The sequence below is a fragment of the Nocardia goodfellowii genome (assembly GCF_017875645.1).
GTDB lineage: Bacteria > Actinomycetota > Actinomycetes > Mycobacteriales > Mycobacteriaceae > Nocardia > Nocardia goodfellowii.
Window position 1 is genome coordinate 1,361,913 of sequence record NZ_JAGGMR010000001.1, and the last position, 21,664, is coordinate 1,383,576.

General features: G+C 68.4%; 13 protein-coding genes. 2 read left to right on the plus strand and 11 right to left on the minus strand.

The window, feature by feature from the left end:
* Positions 1 to 150: 150 nt before the first annotated feature.
* Positions 151 to 870: a GNAT family N-acetyltransferase gene (locus BJ987_RS05730; protein ID WP_209885343.1), complete on the plus strand. Its 720-nt coding sequence runs from the start codon at positions 151 to 153 to the stop codon at positions 868 to 870.
* A 63-nt stretch (positions 871 to 933) separates the two neighbouring features.
* Here BJ987_RS05730 and BJ987_RS05735 read toward each other — a convergent pair whose 3' ends face one another.
* The 8 genes from BJ987_RS05735 to BJ987_RS05770 form a co-directional block, all read right to left on the minus strand.
* On the minus strand, positions 934 to 2,130 hold the full coding sequence (locus tag BJ987_RS05735; protein WP_209885345.1) for an N-acetylmuramoyl-L-alanine amidase: 1,197 nt from the start codon (positions 2,128 to 2,130) through the stop codon (positions 934 to 936).
* A 266-nt stretch (positions 2,131 to 2,396) separates the two neighbouring features.
* Positions 2,397 to 2,723, minus strand: a complete 327-nt coding sequence (gene trxA, locus BJ987_RS05740; RefSeq protein WP_209885347.1) for a thioredoxin — start codon at positions 2,721 to 2,723, stop codon at positions 2,397 to 2,399.
* Between the two features lie 47 nt (positions 2,724 to 2,770).
* The gene (gene trxB / locus BJ987_RS05745; RefSeq protein WP_209885349.1) at positions 2,771 to 3,751 is read right to left on the minus strand and encodes a thioredoxin-disulfide reductase; all 981 of its coding nucleotides are present in this window, start codon (positions 3,749 to 3,751) and stop codon (positions 2,771 to 2,773) included.
* 92 nt (positions 3,752 to 3,843) lie between these two features.
* Positions 3,844 to 4,683 carry an RsmA family anti-sigma factor gene (locus BJ987_RS05750; protein WP_209885351.1) on the minus strand — a complete coding sequence of 280 codons (840 nt, stop codon included), beginning with the start codon at positions 4,681 to 4,683 and terminating at the stop codon, positions 3,844 to 3,846.
* Between the two features lie 77 nt (positions 4,684 to 4,760).
* Positions 4,761 to 5,381: an RNA polymerase sigma factor SigM gene (gene sigM / locus BJ987_RS05755; protein ID WP_209885353.1), complete on the minus strand. Its 621-nt coding sequence runs from the start codon at positions 5,379 to 5,381 to the stop codon at positions 4,761 to 4,763.
* Between the two features lie 265 nt (positions 5,382 to 5,646).
* On the minus strand, positions 5,647 to 9,489 hold the full coding sequence (locus BJ987_RS05760; RefSeq protein ID WP_372446927.1) for a murein biosynthesis integral membrane protein MurJ: 3,843 nt from the start codon (positions 9,487 to 9,489) through the stop codon (positions 5,647 to 5,649).
* A 483-nt stretch (positions 9,490 to 9,972) separates the two neighbouring features.
* The gene (locus BJ987_RS05765; protein WP_209885355.1) at positions 9,973 to 12,573 is read right to left on the minus strand and encodes a DUF6049 family protein; all 2,601 of its coding nucleotides are present in this window, start codon (positions 12,571 to 12,573) and stop codon (positions 9,973 to 9,975) included.
* The gene (locus BJ987_RS05770) at positions 12,570 to 13,109 is read right to left on the minus strand and encodes an NUDIX hydrolase (RefSeq protein ID WP_209885357.1); all 540 of its coding nucleotides are present in this window, start codon (positions 13,107 to 13,109) and stop codon (positions 12,570 to 12,572) included. The genes BJ987_RS05765 and BJ987_RS05770 overlap by 4 nt, the downstream gene beginning before the upstream one ends.
* Positions 13,110 to 13,205: 96 nt before the next feature.
* Here BJ987_RS05770 and BJ987_RS05775 point away from each other — a divergent pair, with 96 nt between their 5' ends.
* Entirely contained in the window at positions 13,206 to 14,666 is a 1,461-nt protein-coding gene (locus tag BJ987_RS05775) for a CCA tRNA nucleotidyltransferase (protein WP_307869503.1), read from the plus strand.
* Between the two features lie 17 nt (positions 14,667 to 14,683).
* Here BJ987_RS05775 and BJ987_RS05780 read toward each other — a convergent pair whose 3' ends face one another.
* The 3 genes from BJ987_RS05780 to BJ987_RS37970 form a co-directional block, all read right to left on the minus strand.
* Positions 14,684 to 15,499: a hypothetical protein gene (locus BJ987_RS05780; RefSeq protein WP_209885359.1), complete on the minus strand. Its 816-nt coding sequence runs from the start codon at positions 15,497 to 15,499 to the stop codon at positions 14,684 to 14,686.
* A 153-nt stretch (positions 15,500 to 15,652) separates the two neighbouring features.
* Positions 15,653 to 19,291 carry a hydantoinase B/oxoprolinase family protein gene (locus tag BJ987_RS05785; protein ID WP_307869505.1) on the minus strand — a complete coding sequence of 1,213 codons (3,639 nt, stop codon included), beginning with the start codon at positions 19,289 to 19,291 and terminating at the stop codon, positions 15,653 to 15,655.
* 99 nt (positions 19,292 to 19,390) lie between these two features.
* Positions 19,391 to 21,652, minus strand: coding sequence for a tetratricopeptide repeat protein (locus BJ987_RS37970; RefSeq protein ID WP_209885362.1), 2,262 nt, complete (start codon positions 21,650 to 21,652; stop codon positions 19,391 to 19,393).
* Between the last annotated feature and the right edge of the window lie 12 nt (positions 21,653 to 21,664).

Below are 21,664 nucleotides of genomic sequence, written 5' to 3' on the forward strand. Positions count from 1 at the left end.
GGCGGTCCGAACGGGGCCCTCTGACAACAGCACAGCGAGTGGAGTGAGGCGTGTTCTCTTTGATCGCTTATTCTTGCTGGCGAGCAGCAGCAACAAAGCGGCGTGCGCGAACGCATGGATGAATCGGACAGCTGGAGGCTGAGCAGAGCGGTGTCGACCAGCGTCACAGCACTTTCCCTCGGAGAACTCGACAAGCTCCCGGCACACGCCAGGCGCTGTGTTTTCTGGGAAATGGATCCGGCCGTTGCCGCGGACTCCCGCGACTTCAGCGACCCGGTCTTCGAGAAGGAAGCGTGGCTGTCCACGGTCCTGCTGGAGTGGGGGTCGTGCGGTCAGGTAGCCGCGGTGGACGGCAATGTCGCGGGGTGTGCGCTGTATTCGCCGCCCAGCGTTGTGCCGCGTGCCGCGCTGTTCCCCACCTCCCCCGTAAGCCCGGACGCGGTCCTGTTGACCACGCTGCGGACCGAATTCCGTTATGCCGACTCGGATATACCCCACCGGTTGCTACAGGCGGTGGTGGCCGATCTGGTGCGTCGTGGTGTGCGCGCGCTGGAGGTGTTCGGTATCCGCAGCGGTCCATCGTCCAAGGCGATGTCCGATCGTTCGGTTGGTTCGATGATGCTGATGGAGCGGATCGGCGCTCCGGTGCGGGAGAACCCGGCCGCGGACTGCTCGCCGGAGACCTGCATGATCGACGCCGACTTCCTGGAGGACGCCGGTTTCGAGGTCGTCGCGGCTCATCACAAGTTCCCGCGGCTGCGACTGGAGTTGAACTCCGATCACGGCTGGAAGGAAGACGTGGAGCGGGCGCTGGATCAGCTGCTGGCCGCCGCGGAGCTCACCGTGCCGTTCCGCATCGGCGCCGCTTAGTACGGGTATCGAAAAGCCCCTGCCGGATCAACCGGCAGGGGCAGTGTCGTCGGTGGCGCTTCGTCAGGCGCGTTCCGCGGCCGCCAGCTCCTCGGCCAGCAACTCGGCGAAGGTGTAGGTACCCGTGGGCTGATCGTCCTGGCCGAGCAGATACAGCCGCTTCACCGAGATGAGGATGGCCTCGGCGATGACGTCACGCATGCGCGGGTTACTGAGCACCGAGGCGTCGTAATCGTTGGTCAGATAACCGATATCGATCTGCACCGTCGGCATCTTGGTGAGCCGCAGCAGATCCCAGGTGCGGGCGTGGGTCCGGCAGTCCTGCAACGAGGTCCGGGCCACCACTTCACGCTGGATGAATCCGGCGAGCACCTGACCGATCATGGAGACCGAGCCGTGCGAGTTGCCGAAGTAGAAGCCGGCCACACCGTTGGCGGAGGGGCTCGGGTTGGTCGCGCAGCGCAGCGAGATCATCAGATCGGCGTCGAAGGCGTTGGAGGTGTCGGCACGATCGGCATCGCTGGGGTTGGCGCCCCAGGGCCGGGACAGGAACGTCTCCATGCCGGTGGCGGCCATCCGGCCCTCGAGCCGGCTCGCCAGGTCCCAGAGAATCTCCGACTCGTACACATCGCCGTACTCGGTGGGTACGGGATGACCCTTGTCGGGTCCTCCGAGACCCGGATCGATGACGATCCGTTTGCCCGTCAGCTGGGGACCGGCCCGGTGCACGACCTCTTCCTCGGCGATCCGGTGCGGGTTGCCGCCGGTGACGCGGGCGCCCAGCAGTTCGAGCGAACGCAGGGTCTCCGGACCGCAGATGCCGTCGGCGGACAACCCGATCTCACGCTGGAACGCTGTCAGCCCCTCGTGCGTGTGCGGGCCGAAGTAGCCGTCGACACGGTGCACGTAGAAGCCGAGATCCTGCAGGCGGCGCTGCAGGGTGGCGACATCGTCGCCGTACAGCGGTGCGGACAGTTGGTAGATGAGGGTTCGGGCGCCCAGGCGATAAGAGGCTTCCTTGAGCGCGCGATAGGTCGCCGGCCCGACCACACCGTCGACGAGCAGGCCGCGGTGCTGCTGGAACGCGCGGACGGCGGAATCGACTTGGTGGTCGAAGGAGGCTTCGGTGTCTTTCCAGTACTCGCGCGCATCGGCGGGATCGGTGCCTGCGGTGTGCGCGTGTAGGAACCCGAGGCTTGCCAGGGTGCTCCGAACCTCTGCGACGGCTGGACCGGTATCGCCGTGACGAAGTCGGTGCATGCGTGAGAGCCCTTTCCTTCCGTCAACCCGGGTACCCACTCATGCGAGGGTCTACACCCTTCGCACGACCGGAGCTGTGCTCGCGTCGATTGTCTCAGACCTGACCCGCAATTCAGCAATTCGCGGGGTCCAGGGCATCCTACGGCGCGTCGTGGGGCCACGATGTCCTAATGACACCGTGAATTACAGCACCGGGCCCTGGGGGATTAAACGGGGAGATTACCCGATCGAACCCCGCAGCGGACTGCGGGGTTCGTTAGGGGATTTCAGATAATGCCGTCGAGCTCGCGCAGCAGCGCGGCCTTGCCCTTGGCGCCGACGATCTGCTTGACCGGCTTGCCCTTCTCGAACAGCACCATGGTCGGGATCGACAGGATCTTGTATTCCTTGGCGGTCTCGGGATTGGCGTCCACATCCACCTTGGCGATGGTCAGCTTGTCCGAGTGCGCGCCGGCGATCTCCTCGAGCACCGGGGCGACCATCTTGCAGGGGCCGCACCAGGTGGCCCAGAAGTCGACCAGCACGGGCTTCTCGCTGAGCAGCACCGTATCGGCGAAATCCTTGTCGGTGACGGTGACCGTGTTTGCGGACATGGGTATCTCCTTGAATCGGGAAATGCGAACGGTATGGGTGAGTACCGTCAGTTCGCCGCGACGGGTTGCCCCGCGTGGTCCAGCGTGTTGGTGGTGATGTCGCCCTGCTCGGCCAGCCAGCGCTCGGCGTCGATCGCGGCGCGGCAGCCGGTGCCCGCGGCGGTGATGGCCTGGCGGTAGGTGTGGTCGACCAAGTCGCCCGCGGCGAACACACCGGGCACGGCGGTGGCGGTGCCGGGATGCTGCACCTGCACGTAGCCCTCGGCGTCCAACTCGACCTGGCCCTTGACCAGCTCGCTGCGCGGATCGTGGCCGATCGCCACGAACAGGCCGGTCGCGTCCAGCTCGGAGATCTCCCCGTTCTTGGTGTCGCGAATGGTGAGGGAGGACACCTTGTCGGTGCCATTGACCTGGACGACCTCGGCGTTGAGCCGGAACTCGATCTTCTCGTTCGCCTTGGCCCGCTCCAGCATGATGCGCGAGGCCCGGAACTCCTCACGGCGGTGCACGATGGTGACCTTGTCGGCGAACTTGGTGAGGAAGGTCGCCTCCTCCATCGCCGAGTCGCCGCCGCCGACCACCACGATGTTCTGGCCGCGGAAGAAGAAGCCGTCACAGGTGGCACAGGCGCTGACGCCGCGGCCGAGCAGATCCTGCTCCCCCGGGACGCCGAGGTAGCGGGCCGCCGAACCCATGGCGAGGATGATGGCGTAGGCCGAATAGGTCTCGCCGCCCACCGTGACGGTCTTGACCGGGCCGGACACGTCGATCGCGTCTACATCCTCGGTGCGGATCTCGGCACCGAAACGCTTTGCCTGCTCACGCATTTCGTCCATCAGGTCGGGGCCCATGATGCCCTCGCGGAAGCCGGGGAAGTTTTCCACCTCGGTGGTGGTCATCAGGGCGCCACCGAACTGGGTGCCCTCGAAGAGCAACGGCTGGAGTTCGGCGCGGGCCGCGTACACGGCGGCCGTGTAACCGGCCGGTCCGGAGCCGACGATGATCAGGTCGCGAACTGGCGTAGTCATGGGGCCCTTCCGAGAAGAAAAAACGTGGGACGGTTCGGTCAACAACAGCCTAATGTCCGTTGTTCCCGGGGGAATTTACCCGTCCCGCGGCCCTAACCGATGTCGGTGACATTTCTCATCTGGGCATCGGCCGCGGTGCAACCGGTCCCGACGACCAGCGCGGTGATCTTGCGTCCGTCCGGGCCGCTGAGCAGGATGAGCACCGCCGCCGCGCCCTTGTACTGCATGTCCGTCGAGCCGAGGATCTTGCGCTGGCCGAAGCCTGCCGCGGCGACGCAGGAGGACAGGGTGTCGCGATCGGCGAGGGCGCCGGTGACATCGAAGCGGCCGAGGGAGGCCAGGGCGACGGAGGCGGGGAACACATCGTTGTCGACGGACGCCGATGTCGGCGTAGGGGGCTGAGCGATCGGTACGCCGGGGGTATTCGAGGCATTGCGCAGCAGTTGGACGGTGAAACCCGCACCGGCGAGCAGAACGACGGCCGCGGCCGCCGCCGCCAGCCACCGCAGGCGCCTGCCACGGCGTTCGTCCAGCGAGATCGGTGCGTCGGGGCCTTCCGGCTCGGCGATGTAATGCTCTGGGGCAGCGCCGGATTCGGCGGCAGTGCCGGATTCCGGCCGGGCGGTGGCGGGCAGCCGGTGAACGCTGCCCGCCGGGCCGGTGATTTCGGCGCTGTCCTCGAGCTCGTCGACGAACGACGCCAGCCGGGCCGCTACCTCGGCGGGCATGGGTTCGGGGGCGCGGTCGCTGCCGGCGAGGGCGCGGAGCGCGGCATTCACCTCGTCGAGCGAATTCAGGTAACGGCGGGCTTCCGGGTCCTGGTCGACCACGGGCCACAGCTTCGCGCTGTCTTCCGGCGGAAGATTGTCCGCGTGCAGGTCGGCGAGCAGCTCCGGCGAGAATGGAGGCTGCGGATCGGACCGTGTCGCCATCGCACCTCCAGTGGTCTCGTAATACTGCCGTCAATTACATCGCCGAGTAGTTCGTCACTATTAATGACGCAGCCCGGCTACTTCCGGTTCCGTGGATCTCGCAGAAATTCCAGGCGTTCTTGCAAACGTTGCCGACCGCGGGCACAGCGGCTCTTGATCGTTCCTTCCGGCACGCCCAGTAATGCCGCCGCGTCGGACACGCTATACCCCTCCATCTCCACCGCGACCAATGCGGTGCGCTGGTCGGGCGGCAGGGCGAACAGGGCGCGTTCGACGACCATCGAGACCTCCTTCTCGGCGAAGGCGTCCCGGTCGTCGACCGGTTCCGGCACATTCTCCGGACTCAGTGACAGCGCGCGCCGGGTCTTGTTGCGCCGGATCCGATCCAGGCAGGCGTTGACCACGATACGGTGCAGCCAGCTGCGGACCTCGGACTCGCCGCGGAACGAGCCGGCGGTGCGATGCGCGGCCAGCAGCGCGTCCTGGAGTGAGTCGGCGGCGTCCTCGCGGGTGTAGGAGGTGCGGATGGCGGTCTGCCACAGGTGATCGTTGTGCCGGCGCACGAGCTCGCCGAAAGCATGGCGTTCGCCGCGGGCATGAGCACGGAGTAACTCGATATCGGAGAGTTCGTCCGGGGCGAACGGCCGAGTGCGGAACGTCACCGGCCCTGAGGGACTCCCGTGGGAACCCCCGTTCATTTCGGACAAAAGCCAAACCCCTCCGACGGCGCTCACCAGCGACAGCCGGGCCGGCTGTCGCCATCTATTTCCCGCGGCATCCAGGATCGAGACACTCCCGGGAAAAGCTCCCACCAGAGAGCGCAGAGAGATCATAACCGGGGGATCCGTCGCGTCGAGCACTTGGGACGAGTTGGCGCACTACAGCATTGGCAGGCTCGGGAACCGGGCACGGAATGGACACGTGCGCGGGTGGCACGGAATGGACACGTGCGGGCTTCGGTGCTTACCGGGCAGCGTCGAAGCGAAGATCGGCGATCGCGGTTTGGAACTGACCACCGGAATTGCCGAGTCCGGTGATCCAGACGAGTACGAAGCGGGCGGGCTGATCGGCGCGCACCGAGATCTCGGTGACGCCCTCCCCTAGTCGGGCCGAGCCGATCAGCTGGGTCTGATCCAAGGTCGGTGAATCGGTGGGCGAGGTCCGGATCTCCACCGACGTGCCCGGGCTCGGCGAATCGATCGACACATTGGTCAGCTTCGCCGGGCTCGGGAGCGTGGCCAGCAGCCCGATGCCCTTCTTCAGGGCGGGGAACTGCTGGAAATACTGATCCGTCTTCCACACGGTGCCGGCATTGCTGTCCAGCACCCCGCTCACCGTGCCGGCGTTGTCCGGGGTGCCCTCCGGGGAGAACACCTCGACCTTGGTCACCGGCACGGGCACCCCGGCGGGTGCGGCGGCGCTCGGCGCCGTGGGGCTACCCGCGGCCGAGGACGGGGACACCTCGGTGGTCAGGCCGATATTGCGCTGCTCGTCGAGCGGCTGATCGGAGGCCGTCGGGGCGAAGAAACTGACCATCCACCAGATGATGACGCCGACCACCAGCGCGGCCAGGATGCCCAGGCCGACCATGATCCACACCATCCGCTGGGAGCGCTCCCGCTCCTGGGCGAGCAGTTCCGGATCGGCCAGCGACTCGTCGACGGCGGCCGCGGTCTGCGCGTGCTGGCGCTGGCCCAATCTGAGCACGGGGATGAAATCGGTCTTCTGATCGACCACCGACGCCTGCTCCAGCACGTGCTGGACGGTGGCGGCGGTGCGCACGCCCTTGTTCGATTCCAGCGAGCGCACGGCGACCGCGGAGATCTCGAAGGGCACTTCGGGCCGGATCTGCCGCGGCTCCACCGGGGTGCCGTCCGGGCCGAAATCGGCCAGGTGCAGACCGCCGACGGTGGCGGCCGCGCCGGACATGCCGCCGGTGCGGATCGGCCAGCGCGCGGTGATCAGCGCGTAGAGCATGGCGCCGAGACCGCGCACGTCGGACTGCGCGTCCGAATCGGAGAGTGTGCCCGGGAACGCGAGCACGGCGTCGCCGGTGGCGCTGATCCGCACCCGATCCGGATGATCGATGGACAGCGAGCCACCACCGCGGTGCGCCAGTTCGGCGGCCGAGGCGAGGGCGCGGATGGCGCGGGCCGCGCCGATCGGGGACGGCACGGTTTCGGCCATCTCGCGCAATGAACGGCCCGGCGTCCACTCCGCGACCACGATGCCGCCGGAGCTGCCGCGCACCACATCGAGCACGCGAGCCAGACCGGGCGAGTTGATCCGGCCCAGGCGCAGCGTGCGGGACAGGATGGCCTGCGGACCGTCGTGGCCGGAGTTCTCGGCGGCCTTCTGATCGGCGTCGACGAAGGTCAGCGCGACCTCACGGTCGAGCTTGATGTCCAGCGCCTGCCAGAACCGCAGACCGCGCGCGCCACCATGCGGCGCGAGCAGCCGGTAACGGCCACCGGCCACCGACGCGCCGGCCATCAGCTTGGGACCGCGTGGGCCCCGGCGGGCGCCCGGATCGACCGGCGGCGCCTGCAACGGCGGGATCGGGATCATCCCGGTGTCATACATCGGATCGCGAGGCGCGGGGCCGTCGCTGTCGCGCCGCCCAGGCGCGGAATCCGGAGTGGGATGTTCGATGTCGGTCTCCAAACCGCCGGCTGTGGTCGCAGATGGATCGGCGGACGGGACGCCGCCCACCGCCGCGTCGTCGCTCACCCTCGGTCCTCCTTCGCCCTGATTTATCGAGGTGCCGGCGAATTCGCCACTTGTGCTTCTCTGCCGAACAGGGTACGGGAACTCACCCCTGCCGGTGCGGTCAACAGCCACGTCTCGAATGACGGGCAGCACCATGGTTTGTGCGTCCATGTACGGGTCGAATCCGGAGTAGCCGTACGGGTCCGGCCTGCGGAACACCTGCGTGGCGTACTCGTCCTCGACCGTGGCGTCCAGATCCAGATCCGGCGCGGGCGGCGTGATTCCGAGCCGCCGCGACACCGCGACCGTAATTGCAACGATTTCAGGAACACCGGCGAGTCGCATCAGGCCGAACGCCACGGCGAGCAGCACGATCCCGTCGATCGCCACCCGGATCAGCGAGCCGGGCCCGCCGAAGGAAGCGGAGAGCCGATCCAGCCCGAGCACGGTGTCGACGATGAGCATCACCGCGCCGCCCGCGATCGAGGCCAGCACGACCCGGGTGATGGTGCGGCCGACATTGGCCATCCGCAGATCGCCGAGACTGCGATGCAGCAGGTAGCCGCCGATACCGGCGCCGACCGCGAAGCTGACGCCGTTCACCGCGCCGAGCACGATCACGACCTGGTCGGGTGTACGCGCGATCATCGGCGCCAGGGCCGAGAGCGCGATTTTCACGCCGGTGATGCCGAGGATGATCCAAGTCGGGGTCCAGGCCTGATGCCGGGCGTAGAACACGCGCAGGTGAATCAGCACCAGCGAGTACGGGATCAACGTGAACGCCGACCAGGCCAGCGCCGTGCCGAGCCGAGCCGCGTCCCCGGAGAAGCGCGCGTACCCGAACAGCGCCTCACCGATCTGCGGGCCCGCCAGGGTGAAGAAGGTGACCACCGGCAGCAGCGCGATCATGCTCAGCCGGGTGGCGACCGACAGATCGTCGACCACTGCGGGGGTGTCGTCGGCGGCGGCATTGCGGCTCAAGCGCGGCATGATCGCGGTCAGCAGCGTGACCACCAGGACGCCGTAGGGCAGTTGCAGCAACAGCCAGGTGTAGGAGTAGATGGCCGGACCGGCCGCGTCGGCCTCCGAGGACACATGGTTGGCGAAGATCATGCCGACCTGGCTGATCGCCACGTACAGGATGATCGCCGCGCCCATGGTGCCGAACTGGCGGAGCCGATCGTCCAGGCCCCACAGCGGGCGCAGATCGATGCCCTCGCGGCGGATCGCGGGCAGCAGGCTCATCGCCTGCACGACCACGCCGAGGGTGACGCCGACGCCGAGGACCAGCAGCTTCGGATCGGTCATCTGGACCGGGTTCAGCGTGATCTCGCCCGGCGTCAGCGCGTAGAGCGCGAGCACCGCGAGCACCACCACGTTGTTCAGTACCGGGGCCCAGGCGCCGGGTTTGAAGTTCTCCCGGGTGTTGAGGATCGCGGTGAGCAGCGCGGACATGCCGTAGAACAGGATCGCGGGCAGCAGCAGGAAGGTCAGCGCGGTGGTGAGCGCGGTGTTGACCTTGCCGTCGGAGTCGACGAAGACGTGGGTCGCGAGGATCGGAGCGAGCGCCGTGGTCAGCACCGTGGCGGTCAACAGGACCGCGAAGGCGGCGGTGATCAGCCGTCTGGTGAAGGCCGCGCCGCGGTCGGGGTCCTCTTGTTCGGCGCGCACCAGCGTCGGGACGACGATCGCGCCCAGCACCGCGCCGAGCACCAACTCGGCGATCATGTTCGGGATCAGGCTCGCGGAGGTGAACGCCGAGGCGATCTCCGGGCCGAGCACGGCCGCGAGCATGAGCACCTTGCCGAAGCCGGTGATGCGGCTGATCAGCGTCGCGACCGCCATCGAACCGGAGTTGCGCAGCAGCCGCCCGCCGGCGCTCTCCTTGGGCTCCGGCTCTTTGGTGGCGACCGGCCATTCCTGCGTGCGCGGACGCCGTTCCCGCACCGGAGGTCCGGGCCGCCGCTGCTGCGGGGCCGGACGCGCGGGCGCCGGGTTGGGTTGTGGCGGCGGATAGTTCGGTGGCGCGGCGAGCCGCCGGGTGGGCTGCTCGGGACGCGGCTGACCGGGCGGTGGCTGGGGACGACCGGGCGGCATCGGTGGTCTGGGCCGTCCGGGCGGCGGCTGTTGCCGATCGCGCGGTGCGGGCGGCGGGTAGGACTGCTGACCCGGATGCGGCCGGGGCGCGGGCTGACGCGGATCCGGTCCCGGACGGCCGGGTGGCGGCGGCACCGGTCTGCCCGGTTGCGGCGGCGGACCGCCGGGCCGGCTGACCTGCGGCGGGCGCGGCGGGTTGCCGTACGGATCGCGATGGGTCATGCCCGGCTCTTCTCGCGGCTCGGACGGCGGTAGTCGCCGTTCCCAGGGTGCCGCAGGAGCCCGGCGGGCGGGCGGCCCGTCAGGTCTTTCCTCCGGTCGAGAAGGATGAGCGGACAAATCATCGTCGCTCATCATGCCTCCTGTACCGCGCCGGATCTGCGCATCCGGCTTGCTCGAGGCCCGGCGTTTCGCCACACATCACCAAAACACCGTCACCCATCGAGCTCTCCCCCATTGTGCACACCTGCGGGAAGGAGCGGCTCAACTCTCTTCACGCAGTACCCGTTTCCGTGCCCGCAGGTAGCGGTTGACGCGGCGCCGGGTACCCGGATCGAACCCTTCGTCGGCCGGATCCGGTTGACCCCGGAACCGGTGCCACAACCGGCGTCCGGCCAAGAGGAACAACAGCAATCCAGCGCATCCGGTAATTATCGCCAACGCCTGACCGTAAGCGTTCGAGCGCACGGAAACCGAGGTCGGATGACCCAGGGAGACCCCGTCCGGTGTGGTAATGGAGATGGGAACGACCAGGTTACGGCTGTCGTCGATCTCGGTCGGTACCTGGAACGAGCGGGTTCCGTTGGGCGGCAACTGCTGTTCGCCGATGTCGGTGATATTCGTCTCGGCGGGGGCTTCGATCCGGAACCGGATGCGGATCGTGACCGGCAGGTTGTTGCGCGCCACCAGCAGCAGCGGGCTCTGTTCGGAGGCGAGGGTGTAGACGCCGCCCGGCGGCAGCACTGTCACCGAGTTGTAGAGACTGTCCAGCTCCCGGGTCGTCTGATCCTGGCGGCGCTGCGCGAAGGTGTCCGGCTGATCGGAGTTTCCGGTGCGGCGATCCGACAGGGTGAGCGTCCGGATCAGGTCCTCGCGCAGCGGGGTGAGGAACGCGGTCGGTGTCGGCTCGGATTCGGGCACCTCGACCAGCGCGTCCAGCAGGTCGGTGACCCGGGCGGCCTGGTCCCGGACCGGAAGGATGAAACGACTCGGCACCGCGTCGCGCGCGGCCTGCCCGAGATAGTCCAGTTCGTACGGCTGCGGGTCCGGCTGTTCGGCGAGCAGTTCGGTGAACGGGCGCGGGGTAGCGAGATTGCTGCGCATCAGCAGATCCAGCTGTTTGAGCAGTGCCGAGGCCTCGTCCTTGTTGGCGCCCCACTGCTGTGGGGGCATGAGCAACTGCGAACGCGGGCGGCCTTCCAGCGGATTCAGCGCGGTCCAGGAGATGGCGCCGAGCGCGTCCTGCAACCGGGCGGTCCGGGAATCGTTGGTGACGTCGTAGCGGACCCGGCTCGGCGTGTAGGACGGGGTCGGCGGATTGGAGCCGACCGCGGCGAGGGCCGTCGCCGACCAGATGTCGAACGTCGCGACGTGCAGCGCGGGGTCGGCGGGCGGTGCCGCCGGAGTGGTCGGGGTGGGTGTGGTCGTGGTGGGCGCCGGGGAGGTGGACGCCGGCGTGCTGGATGGAGTCGCGGCCGTCGTGGAGTCGGTCGGCGCCTGCTCGGTGTCCGGGATCGTGATGCCGGGCACGCGGACGATATCGGGCACCGAGGGCTCCGGCAGCGCGGACTCCGCGGTGGCGGCGCTCTGCGGAAGATCATCGGCGCCCGCGGTGCCGACCGGGACCGCCGCGGTATCGGCGAGTACCGCGGTCCCGAAACCGTGGCTGCGCAGCAGCATTCCCGCGCCGGAGTCGATGCTGCCGGAATCGGGCAGGCTCACGCCGCGCACGGACTTGGTGGTGAGCAGGGTGTCGATGATGTCGGCGGGTGCGTTCAGTGCGCGCGCGGACAGGTCGGGGTCGTTCACCGCCGCCAGCGCCGAGACGTCGACCTGTGCGAACGGTAGCGCCACCGTGCAGGACGAAGCCGCGACCGTGCGCAAACGGTCCAGCCAGGCCTGCGCCGCCTCGGCGCCGCCACCCGCGCGGGTCGGGCCGTCCGGGTCCGACGGACTTGCCAGCACCCGGTAGCCCCCGGTCATCGCCCGTGCGGTGAGCAGGAGATCGGGGTCTATCGCGACACAGATCGCGGAGGCCGGGTTGTTGCGGCCGCTGTTGCCGATGGCGGTTTCCAGCGCGGCCAGCAACTGCTCCAGCCGACCGCCCTTGGCGAGTGACGCGGCCAGCTCGTCGTCGGTCAGTTCCGGCTGGTTGTCCATCGCGCCGGGGATGCCCGCGACCAGGCGCGGGCGGTCGGCCAAGGGCCAGATCAGGGTGGTGGCCACCGGCACGTCGGGCGGGGCCGGGATGGCGGGTTCGCCGTCGGCCGGCGGCAGGCCGAGCACCGGCAGCAGGAAGCGCGCATCGTCCAGCCGCGCCTGGCTGCCGTAGGCGGGCTCCCCGTTGACATTCAGCAGCAGCGGATACACACCGGCCTGCGTCAGCCCGAGCGAGGCCTCCCCGCTGCCGCGCAGGTCGATGCTCAACGTGAACTGTTTGCGCTGACCGGGACTGAGCCGTTCGGCCACATCCTCGAACGGACCGGTCACCTCGTAGTTGATCTGGTCCAGCCGCAACGCGTACCGCAGATCGCTGGGTGTGGTGACCGGCGCGGCGCGTTGAATGCGGACGCTGATGTCGTCGACCACCCGGTCGCCGATATTGGTGACCGTGCCCGACACCGTCAGGCGCGGATCGCTGGACGTGGTGACCGTGGACGGCGTCACCGAATCCAGCGACAGCTTCAGGAATTTCGGCGTGGCGGGGTTGGTCGATCCACTCGGTTGCGCGACGGCCAGCACCGGAACCGCGAGTGTCGAACCGATCAGGGTCAGGACCGCCACGATGATCCGGCACAGGCGCCCCCGCGGCCCGGCCACCACCTCCCACGGAATCGCTGCGTGACGCAGACAATCCTTGGTCATCGCTTGCCGGTCTCCATCCGGTCGATCAGCTTGTTCGCCACCTCGGCCAGACGCCGTTCGTCCGCGTAGGCCAGCCGGGAACCCAGCTCGCTCAACGGAACCCAGGCGACCTGGGTGACTTCCACATCGGCGTCGGACAGCTCACCGCCGACCGATCGCAGGAGATAATGATGCACGGTCTTGTGTACCCGGCGCCCCTCGGTCACGAACCAGTAATCGATGCTGCCGAGTTCGGCGACCACGACACCATTGATTCCGGTCTCCTCCGCCACCTCGCGAATCGCGGTCTGCTCGGGTGTTTCGCCCTCTTCGATATGGCCCTTGGGCAGCGACCACAGCAAACGACCGCGCCGATCGGTGCGCCCGATCAGTGCGGCACAGCGCTTTTCGCCCGGACCGTCGAGCCCGTCGACCACCAGACCACCGGCGGAGGTTTCCCGCACGGTGCGCATGCGCGGCTTCGGCGCAGCGTTGGCGGCCGAACCGCGGCGCCGAGGCTGGCGGCGTCGACTGTTCGCACGATCGGCCGAAGACACTCAGCAAGCTTAGACGGTGGGTCCGGAAAGCCTGAGTTCGCGGCGGCGATCCTCGCGCTTAGGAGCTGGTGCGGATGGTCGGTAAGCTGCCGTTTCGTGGTTTCGCCCAAGTCCGAGGATGCAGCAGTAGATCGACGTACCCGACTGCTGGCTGCGGCCGCGGTCACACTCGGCGGGTTGTCGGATGTGCTGACCCCGCTCGGTGAGTTGTTCGCGGCCCGTGGTCACGAGCTCTATCTGGTCGGCGGAAGTGTGCGCGACGCGGTGCTCGGACGACTCGGGACCGATCTGGATTTCACCACCGACGCCCGGCCCGATGTGGTGCAGGAGCTGATGCGCGGGTGGGCCGATCATCTGTGGGACACCGGCGGGCTGGCGTTCGGGACGGTCAGCGCGTCCAAGGCCGGGCAGCAATTGGAGATCACCACCTTCCGCAGCGACAGCTACGACCGTGTTTCGCGGAATCCCGAGGTGACCTTCGGTGACACGCTCGAGGCCGATCTGGTGCGGCGTGATTTCACCGTGAACGCGATGGCGGTGCGGGTCGGCGCGGACGGGACGCTGGATTTCGTCGATCCGCTCGGCGGCATGGACGCGCTGCTGGCCGGAATGCTGGATACGCCTGCCGCGCCCGAGGATTCGTTCAACGACGATCCGTTGCGGATGCTGCGCGGGGCGCGGTTCGTATCGCAGCTCGGGTTCGAACTGCATCCGCGGGTGTACACGGCGATCACCGCGATGGCCGAGCAGATCGACCGGATCACCGCGGAGCGGGTGCGCACGGAGCTGGACAAGTTGATCGGCGGCGCGCATCCGATCGACGGCATCAACATCATGTGTGAGACCGGGCTGGCGCAGCGAGTGCTGCCCGAGGTGCCGGCCATGAAGCTGGAAATCGACGAGCACCACCAGCACAAGGACGTGTACTGGCATTCGCTGACGGTGCTGCAGCAGGCGATCGACCTGGAAGAGGGCGATCCGGATCTGGTGCTGCGCTGGGCGGCGCTGCTGCACGACATCGGCAAGCCCGACACCAAGCGCAACGAGCCCGGCGGCGGGGTGAGCTTCCATCACCACGAGGTGGTCGGGGCGAAGATGGTGCGTAAGCGGTTGCGGGCGTTGAAGTATCCGAAGCAGTTCACCGAGGACGTGGCCCGGCTGGTGTTCCTGCACCTGCGGTTCCACGGTTACGGCAAGGGACAGTGGACGGATTCGGCGGTGCGCCGGTATGTCACCGATGCCGACGAGTTGCTGCCGCGGCTGCACAAACTGGTGCGTGCCGACTGCACCACGCGGAACAAGCGGCGGGCCGCGGCGCTGCGCGCTACCTACGACGAGCTGGAAGCGCGGATCGAACGGCTGCAGCAGGAGGAGGATCTGGCGAAGGTCCGGCCCGACCTGGACGGCAACGCGATCATGGAGTTGCTCGGCCTGCGCCCGGGTCCGCAGGTGGGTAAGGCGTGGTCGTACCTGAAGGAACTGCGTCTGGATCGCGGCCCGATGAGCCGGGACGAGGCCGAGGCCGCGCTGCTGGAATGGTGGAAGACGCAGAGCTGAACCGGGATTCGACCCGGTCAGAAGATGATCAGCGTGGTGCCCGCGACAATGGCCGAACGGATTTGCGCGAGGTCGAACGAACCCGTCATCGCCGGTAGGTCGACGCGGAACCGGACCAGGTCGCCGTCGCGGGTGGCGTGCACGATGCGGGCGTGATTGGGCAGGCCGTCCATCACCACCGCCGGTGCGGTGATCAGGTTGCGCGGTAGCCGCAGGCCCCACCAGGTGGCCTTCTCGATCCGTACGGTCAGCAGGTTGTTCTCGACGGCGGCGTCGACCAGTGCGGTGAGCTTGTGTCTGCGGTGCCTGGCCTGGATCAGGCCGCTGTCGTGCACGCTCAGTTCCCAGTCGAACTCGCGCTCGTTGAGCCAGCCGATCAGCGCCGCGGTGGTGACGGTGCCGTCCAGGTCGAAGTGCTGGGCGCGAACCCTGGTCGGCACGCCGGGGATCAGTCGCACGCCGTGTGCGATCAGCGTGACGGATTCGATCGAGTGCTTGTCCCAGAGCACCCGGGACAGCACGGTTTTGGTCTGGAAATGCGCGCCTCGACGCCGGACCTTGAGCACCTGGAGAGTGGCGTGCAGATCGTGGCCGAGCAGGGTGGCGCTGATCTCCTGGCCGCCGAAGCGGCTCAGGATGCCTTCGCTGAGCATGGTCATCAGGACGTCGGGGACGAGCGCGGTGACGGTGCCCGCGCCCAGGTCGGCCACCGGGTCGACCCAGGACGTGGTGACCGAAATCCACTGGTCTATCCACGACTGGTCGAACAGGCGTTTACCGGCTTCGACGGCCCGTAGTGGCGACCATGACTTCGGATCGAAATACGTGGCCATGATTGCTCCGAGCGTACCGGCGGGGTCCGCGCCCCGCCCATGCCCATCGGACATTACCGGCGTTTCCGCAGGTCCGCCGCCCAAGGAGGGGTTGCCGACCGGTTGCGGCACGGGTCCGGGTTCCACGTGAAACCGATTGGTACACCCGGGTTTTCACGACGGTGTCCCGTACCCGCCGCCGCCCGGGGTCTCGATCACCAGGACGTCGCCCGGCTCCAGATCCGCGGAGTCGGCCCCGTCCAGCTGCTCGACGGTGCCGTCCGCTCGCTCCACCCGGTTGACGCCCAGCGCTCCCGGCGACCCGCCGGCCATCCCGTACGGCGGGACCCGCCGGTGGCTGGACAGCGTGGAGACGGTGACCGCCTCGGTGAACCGGATTCGCCGCACCCCGCCGTCGCCGCCGCGCCAGCGCCCCGCGCCGCCGCTGCCCGTCCGCACGGAGAACTCCTCGAGCAGCACCGGGAGCCGCCACTCCAGCACTTCGGGGTCGGTGAGCCGGGAGTTGGTCATGTGCGTCTGGACGACCGACGCGCCGTCGAAGCCGTCACCGGCCCCCGAACCGGAACCGATGGTCTCGTAGTACTGACTGGTCGCGTTGCCGAAGGTGACGTTGTTCATGGTGCCCGCGCCCTCGGCCTGCACGTCGAGCGCCGCGTACAGCGCACCGGTGATCGCCTGGGAGGTCTCGACATTGCCCGCGACGACCGCGGCGGGCGGTTCGGGCGCGAGCATGGAGCCGGACGGCACGATGATCCGCAGCGGACGCAGGCAGCCGTCGTTGAGCGGGATGTCGTCCGCGACGAGGGTCCGGAAGACGTAGAGGACCGCCGCGTTGACCACCGCGTACGGTGCGTTGAAGTTCCCGGTCAGCTGGGCGGACGTGCCGGTGAAATCGACGGTGGCGCCGCGGTTCTCGCGGTCCACCCGAACCCGCACCGCGATGGTCGCGCCGAGATCGGTCCGGTAGGTGTACGCGCCGTCCTCCAGCGTGTCGATCACCCGCCGCACCGCCTCCTCGGCGTTGTCCTGCACGTGCCGCATGTAGGCCTGGACGACCTCGAGCCCGAAGTGCTCGATCATCTTGCCGACCTCTTCGACGCCTTTGGCGTTGGCGGCGATCTGCGCGCGCAGGTCGGCGAGGTTGGTGGCCGGATTGCGGGAGGGGTACGCGGCCTCGGTGAGCAGCCGATGGGTCTCCGCCTCCCGGAACCGCCCGTCCTCGACGAGCAGCCAGTTGTCGAAGACCACGCCTTCCTCTTCGATCCGGCGACTGTTCGCCGGCATGGAACCCGGTGCGATACCACCGATCTCGGCGTGATGACCGCGCGAAGCCACATAGAAGAGGATCCGCTCCCCCGCACTGTCGAACACCGGCGTGATCACCGTGACATCGGGCAGATGGGTGCCGCCGTGGTACGGATCGTTGACCGCGTAGGTATCCCCCGGGCGCATGGCCCGCGCGCCCGCGCGACGTTGGATGACCTCTTTGACGCTGGTGCCCATCGAACCCAGATGGACCGGGATGTGCGGCGCGTTCGCGACCAGATTTCCCTCGGGGTCGAACAGCGCGCAGGAGAAGTCCAGGCGCTCTTTGATGTTCACCGACTGCGCGGTGGACTCCAGGCGCGCGCCCATCTGCTCGGCGATCGACATGAACAGGTTGTTGAAAACCTCCAGCAGGACCGGATCGGCCTCGGTGTCCGCATCCGGTCCGGTGGTCGCGGCCACCCGCTCCATCACCAGGTGCCCGATCTCGTTCACCGCGGCCTGCCAGCCGTCGTCGACCACGGTGGTGGAGTTGTCCTCGGTGATCACCGTGGGGCCGGTGACCGCGGTTCCGGGCGTCAATTCCGTTCGCCGGTAGCGGGATACGTCTCGCCACCCGCCACCGGTGTGCAGTCGGACCGTCCGCGGCGCGCTCGTCTGCGCCGCCCGCCGCACCAGACCGGACAGGTCGGGCGGCTCGGTGATGCCGGTCGCCTCGATCGACATCGCCTCCACCACGATCGGCCGGTCCAGGGTGAACGAATAGGTTTCGCGGTGCCTGGTCTCGAATTGCGAAGCCATCGCGACGGGTTCGCCGAACGGTACGGCGATGGCGGTATCGGTGCCGTCGTAGCGCAGCTGCGCGCGGTGCGCGACCTGAATCCGTTGCGCGGGAACGCCTTCTGCCAGCAGTTCGGCGCGGGCGGCCTGCTCGAGCCCGTCGGCGATCGCCGTGACGCGCGGCATCGACTTCGCGTCCAACGGCAGTTCGACGGACTGCTCGCGCATCGCGGTGACATCCGCCAGTCCGATCCCGAGCGCGGACAGCACGCCCGCCATGGGCGGGACCAGCACGGTCCGGATACCGAGGGAATCGGCTACGGCACAGGCGAGTTGGCCGCCCGCGCCACCGAAGGTGGTCAGCGCGTACCGGGTGACATCGTGCCCCTTCTGCACCGAGATCCGTTTGATCGCCGCCGCGATATTGCCGACCGCGATCTGCAGGTATCCCTCCGCGACCTGCTCGGGAGTGCGATCGTCGCCGGTGCGCTCGCCGATGTCCGCGGCCAGCTCGGTGAACCGGTCCCGCACCAGCGCGTCGTCCAGCGGTTGATCCCCGTCCGGACCGAAAACGCTGGGGAAATACGCGGATTGGATCCGGCCCAGCATCACGTTGGCGTCCGTGACAGTCAGCGGGCCGCCGCCGCGATAGCACGCGGGTCCGGGCTGAGCGCCCGCGGAATCCGGTCCGACCCGGTACCGGCTGCCGTCGAAATGCAGGATCGACCCGCCGCCCGCGGCGACGGTGTGGATGTCGAGCATCGGCGCGCGCAACCGCACGCCGGCGATCTGGGTGGTGAACACCCGCTCGTACTCCCCCGCGAAATGCGAGACGTCGGTGGAGGTGCCACCCATATCGAACCCGATCACCCGATCGAATCCGGCGAGCTGCGACATTCGCACCATGCCGACGATGCCGCCGGCGGGCCCGGACAGGATCGCGTCCTTCCCCCGGAACTGCCCCGCCTCGGTAAGACCGCCATTGGACTGCATGAACATCAACCGCACCCCGGTCAGCTCGCCCGCGACCTGGCGCACATATCGGCGCAGCACCGGTGACAGATACGCGTCCACCACCGTGGTATCCCCGCGCGGTACCAACTTCATCAGCGGGCTGACCTCGCTGGACAGCGAAATCTGCGGAAAGCCCAAGCTTTCGGCAACCCGGCCGATCTCCCGCTCATGAGCGGGATACAGGTGGCTGTGCATACACACCACCGCCACCGCCCGGATCCCGTCGTCGTAGGCCCGGCGCAGCTCGGTGGCCAGAGCCTCGAGGTCCGGCTCCGTCAGCACCGTTCCGTCTGCGGTGACCCGCTCGTCGACCTCGATCACGCGCTCGTGCAGCAACTCCGGCAACACGATCGCCCGCGCGAAGATCTCCGGCCGATTCTGGTAAGCGATCCGCAACGCGTCCCGGAATCCGCGCGTGATCACCAGAACCGTCCGCTCCCCCTTACGCTCCAGCAGCGCGTTGGTCGCGACCGTCGTCCCCATCCGCACCGCTTCGACGACATCGCCCGTCGTCTCCCGGCTCCCCGTCTCCGCCTCGAGGATTTCCCGGATTCCGGCTACCGCGGAATCGGGGTACCGAGCCGGGTTCTCCGACAACAACTTATGCGTCACCAGCCGCCCGTCGGGCCGCCGCGCCACCACATCGGTAAACGTTCCGCCGCGGTCGATCCAGAACTGCCATCCTGGTGCCTGATCCGCCGGTTCGGTTGTCGCCCTACCCGCCTCGGTCACCGAAAACTCCTGCTCTGTGCACATGCGCCGACCCGCGCACGATACCGAACGGCCACCGCCGGGTGCGCGGCCCAGCGCCGTCGCCCGGGGCTGGTGCGGTCAGTCGTCGTCGGTGGGCCGGTCGCCGATGGCGAACGGGACGGTGGGCGGCATGTCGACGGTGGTCAGGGCCGCCAGCGCGCGTTCGGCGGCGAGGGTGTCCGGGTGTTCTACGCCGAGCACGCGCCGACGGGCCAGATAGACCTGGTTGCCCAAGCGGATGGCGGCATGGATTCGGCCCTGTTCGGCATAGAGTCCGGCCAGGTCTGCCGCGGTCGCGAGGGTGCGGGGATTGTCGGGGCCGAGCACCTCGCGGTACAGGCGGAGTACCTGCTGGTATTCGCGTTCCGCGTCGTCGAGCCGACCACGGCTCTTCAAAACGCGGGCAAGATTGTGACCGGTGCGCAACGTGTCCGGGTGCTCGGTGCCCTCGATCAGGCGGCGCGCTCCCAGCACCGCCCGGTATTCCTGCTCGGCGGCGGGCAGGTGACCGCGTTGTTCCAGCAGCCAGGCTTGCCCGTGCCGGGTGCGCAGGGTGTCGGGATGTTCCGGTCCGAGGATGCGGCACCGCGCCGCGTACACCTCGTTGTAGGCCGCCTCGGCTTCGTCCCACCGCTGGGCGTCGGTCCAGCAGTTGCCGAGTTTGTGGTGTGCCATCAGGGTGTCGGGGTGTTCGGGGCCGAGCACCCGCCGCCGCACGGCGAGGACTTCGCGATAGACGGCTTCGGCCTCGTCGAGCCGGCCCTGCTGGCGCAATGACCACCCGAGCTGGTGCCGGGCATCGATGGTGCGCGGATGTTCCGGCCCCAGTGTGCTTTCCGCGATTCGACGCGTCGCCTCCAGCACGGCGACCGCCTGCGCGTAGGCGCCGGCGGCGTTGAGATGGCGCGCACTGAAGATCGCCAGCCGGGCCGCCCGCGCCACCGTGCCCGGATCCGCGCCCGCCGCGGGGCACAGCCGCACGGCCGCGGTGCCGTGTGCCACCATGCGTTTCCAGCGGATGAAGGTGAAATGCGCGAAGGGGTCGAAGCGGCTTCCGTCCTCGCCCTGCTCGTCGACCTCGGTCACGGCGTATTCCATGACCTCGACCAGCACCTCGAGATACGTGGGAAGCAGTCCCGCGGTACGCAATTGGTCCAGCCCGACCTCCCGGATCAGCGGATGCAGATCGACCAGGAAGACCGAGGTCCGTTCCTCCGGTTGCTCCAGCCGCCGCAGATCGATCAAATGGCGATCGGCCAGTGCGAGCAGTCCCTCGCGGACCGCGTTGCCGTCCGCGCCGTGGAACGGCCCGGTTTCCGCCAGCTTCCGCGGATGCAGCACCTCCACCGGGACGACCGCTTCGTTGAAGCAGGCGAGCAGCCACAGCAGCGGTGTGGCCAAAGTGCCGCCGTGCCGGTCGATTTGGTGCAGCGAGGTGGAGACCACCTCCGAAATCGTCGCCAGCAGTTTCTGTCCCGCGCTGGCGGACCGCGGCAGGTCGACGCGATCGATCAACGCCCGGCGGTAGGCGGCGAAGGAGCGAAGGGATTCGTCACCGGTCCACGACGGGCCGGAAAGCGTTGCCTTGAGATCGTTTCCGACCAGGGTCAGGGCGAGCGGCAGATAGCCGAGGCGGGCGGCCAGCTGTTCGGCCTCCTCCGGCGTGCCGGCTTCCGGCCCGGCGAGATCGAGGAGGACGCGGGCGGCTTCGGCGGGATCGAGAACGTCCATGGCCAAGCGTACTGCCCACGGCCCCCAGGTTCGGGGCGATCCGTCGCGGCTGGTGACGATGACCGCGCCGTGTGGCGCGGCGGGCGCGCGCAGCCATCCGGTGCCGTCGGCGACCGTGGCGTGCTGGGCGCTGAGTAGTTCCGGCCGGTCGGCCTGATCCAGGATCAGCAGCCACGGTACCGGTGATCCATTCAGCCAGCGCCACACCAGATCCGGTGCGGACGACAGACCCGACCAGGCGGCCTGCACCTGAGCGGCATCCACTCCCAGACTGATCGCCACCTGCCGCATGCCGAGACTCAATTGCGACGGCGTCGAGGCGTCGACCCGCCACGTGCGGACGCCGAGTTCGTGCGCGCGGCGCGCGACTTCCAAGGCGACAGTGCTCTTTCCGCATCCGCCGGGGCCGTGCAGCACCCGGACCGGCCGGTGGTACTTGCCGAAAATCAAGCCGCCGACAAGGGATTCGACCAACGCGCCGCGCCCTCGGATCACCGCGGGCAACCGCCCGAACAGCGGTTCCACCGACACCATCAACGGTTCGTCGGCGCTGCGCTGCGCGATCGTTTGCAGAAAGATCTGATCTCGATCGGCGCGGAATTCGTACACCGTGCGCTGGTC

What these genes read in the sequence shown, in the direction of transcription:
- BJ987_RS05780 (WP_209885359.1), bottom strand. Translation starts at nt 15,499, where the DNA reads ATGGCCACGTATTTCGATCCGAAGTCATGGTCGCCACTACGGGCCGTC.
- trxA (WP_209885347.1), bottom strand. Translation starts at nt 2,723, where the DNA reads ATGTCCGCAAACACGGTCACCGTCACCGACAAGGATTTCGCCGATACG.
- BJ987_RS05760 (WP_372446927.1), bottom strand. Translation starts at nt 9,489, where the DNA reads ATGCCGCCCGGTCGTCCCCAGCCACCGCCCGGTCAGCCGCGTCCCGAG.
- BJ987_RS05765 (WP_209885355.1), bottom strand. Translation starts at nt 12,573, where the DNA reads ATGACCAAGGATTGTCTGCGTCACGCAGCGATTCCGTGGGAGGTGGTG.
- BJ987_RS05750 (WP_209885351.1), bottom strand. Translation starts at nt 4,683, where the DNA reads ATGGCGACACGGTCCGATCCGCAGCCTCCATTCTCGCCGGAGCTGCTC.
- sigM (WP_209885353.1), bottom strand. Translation starts at nt 5,381, where the DNA reads ATGAACGGGGGTTCCCACGGGAGTCCCTCAGGGCCGGTGACGTTCCGC.
- trxB (WP_209885349.1), bottom strand. Translation starts at nt 3,751, where the DNA reads ATGACTACGCCAGTTCGCGACCTGATCATCGTCGGCTCCGGACCGGCC.
- BJ987_RS05735 (WP_209885345.1), bottom strand. Translation starts at nt 2,130, where the DNA reads ATGCACCGACTTCGTCACGGCGATACCGGTCCAGCCGTCGCAGAGGTT.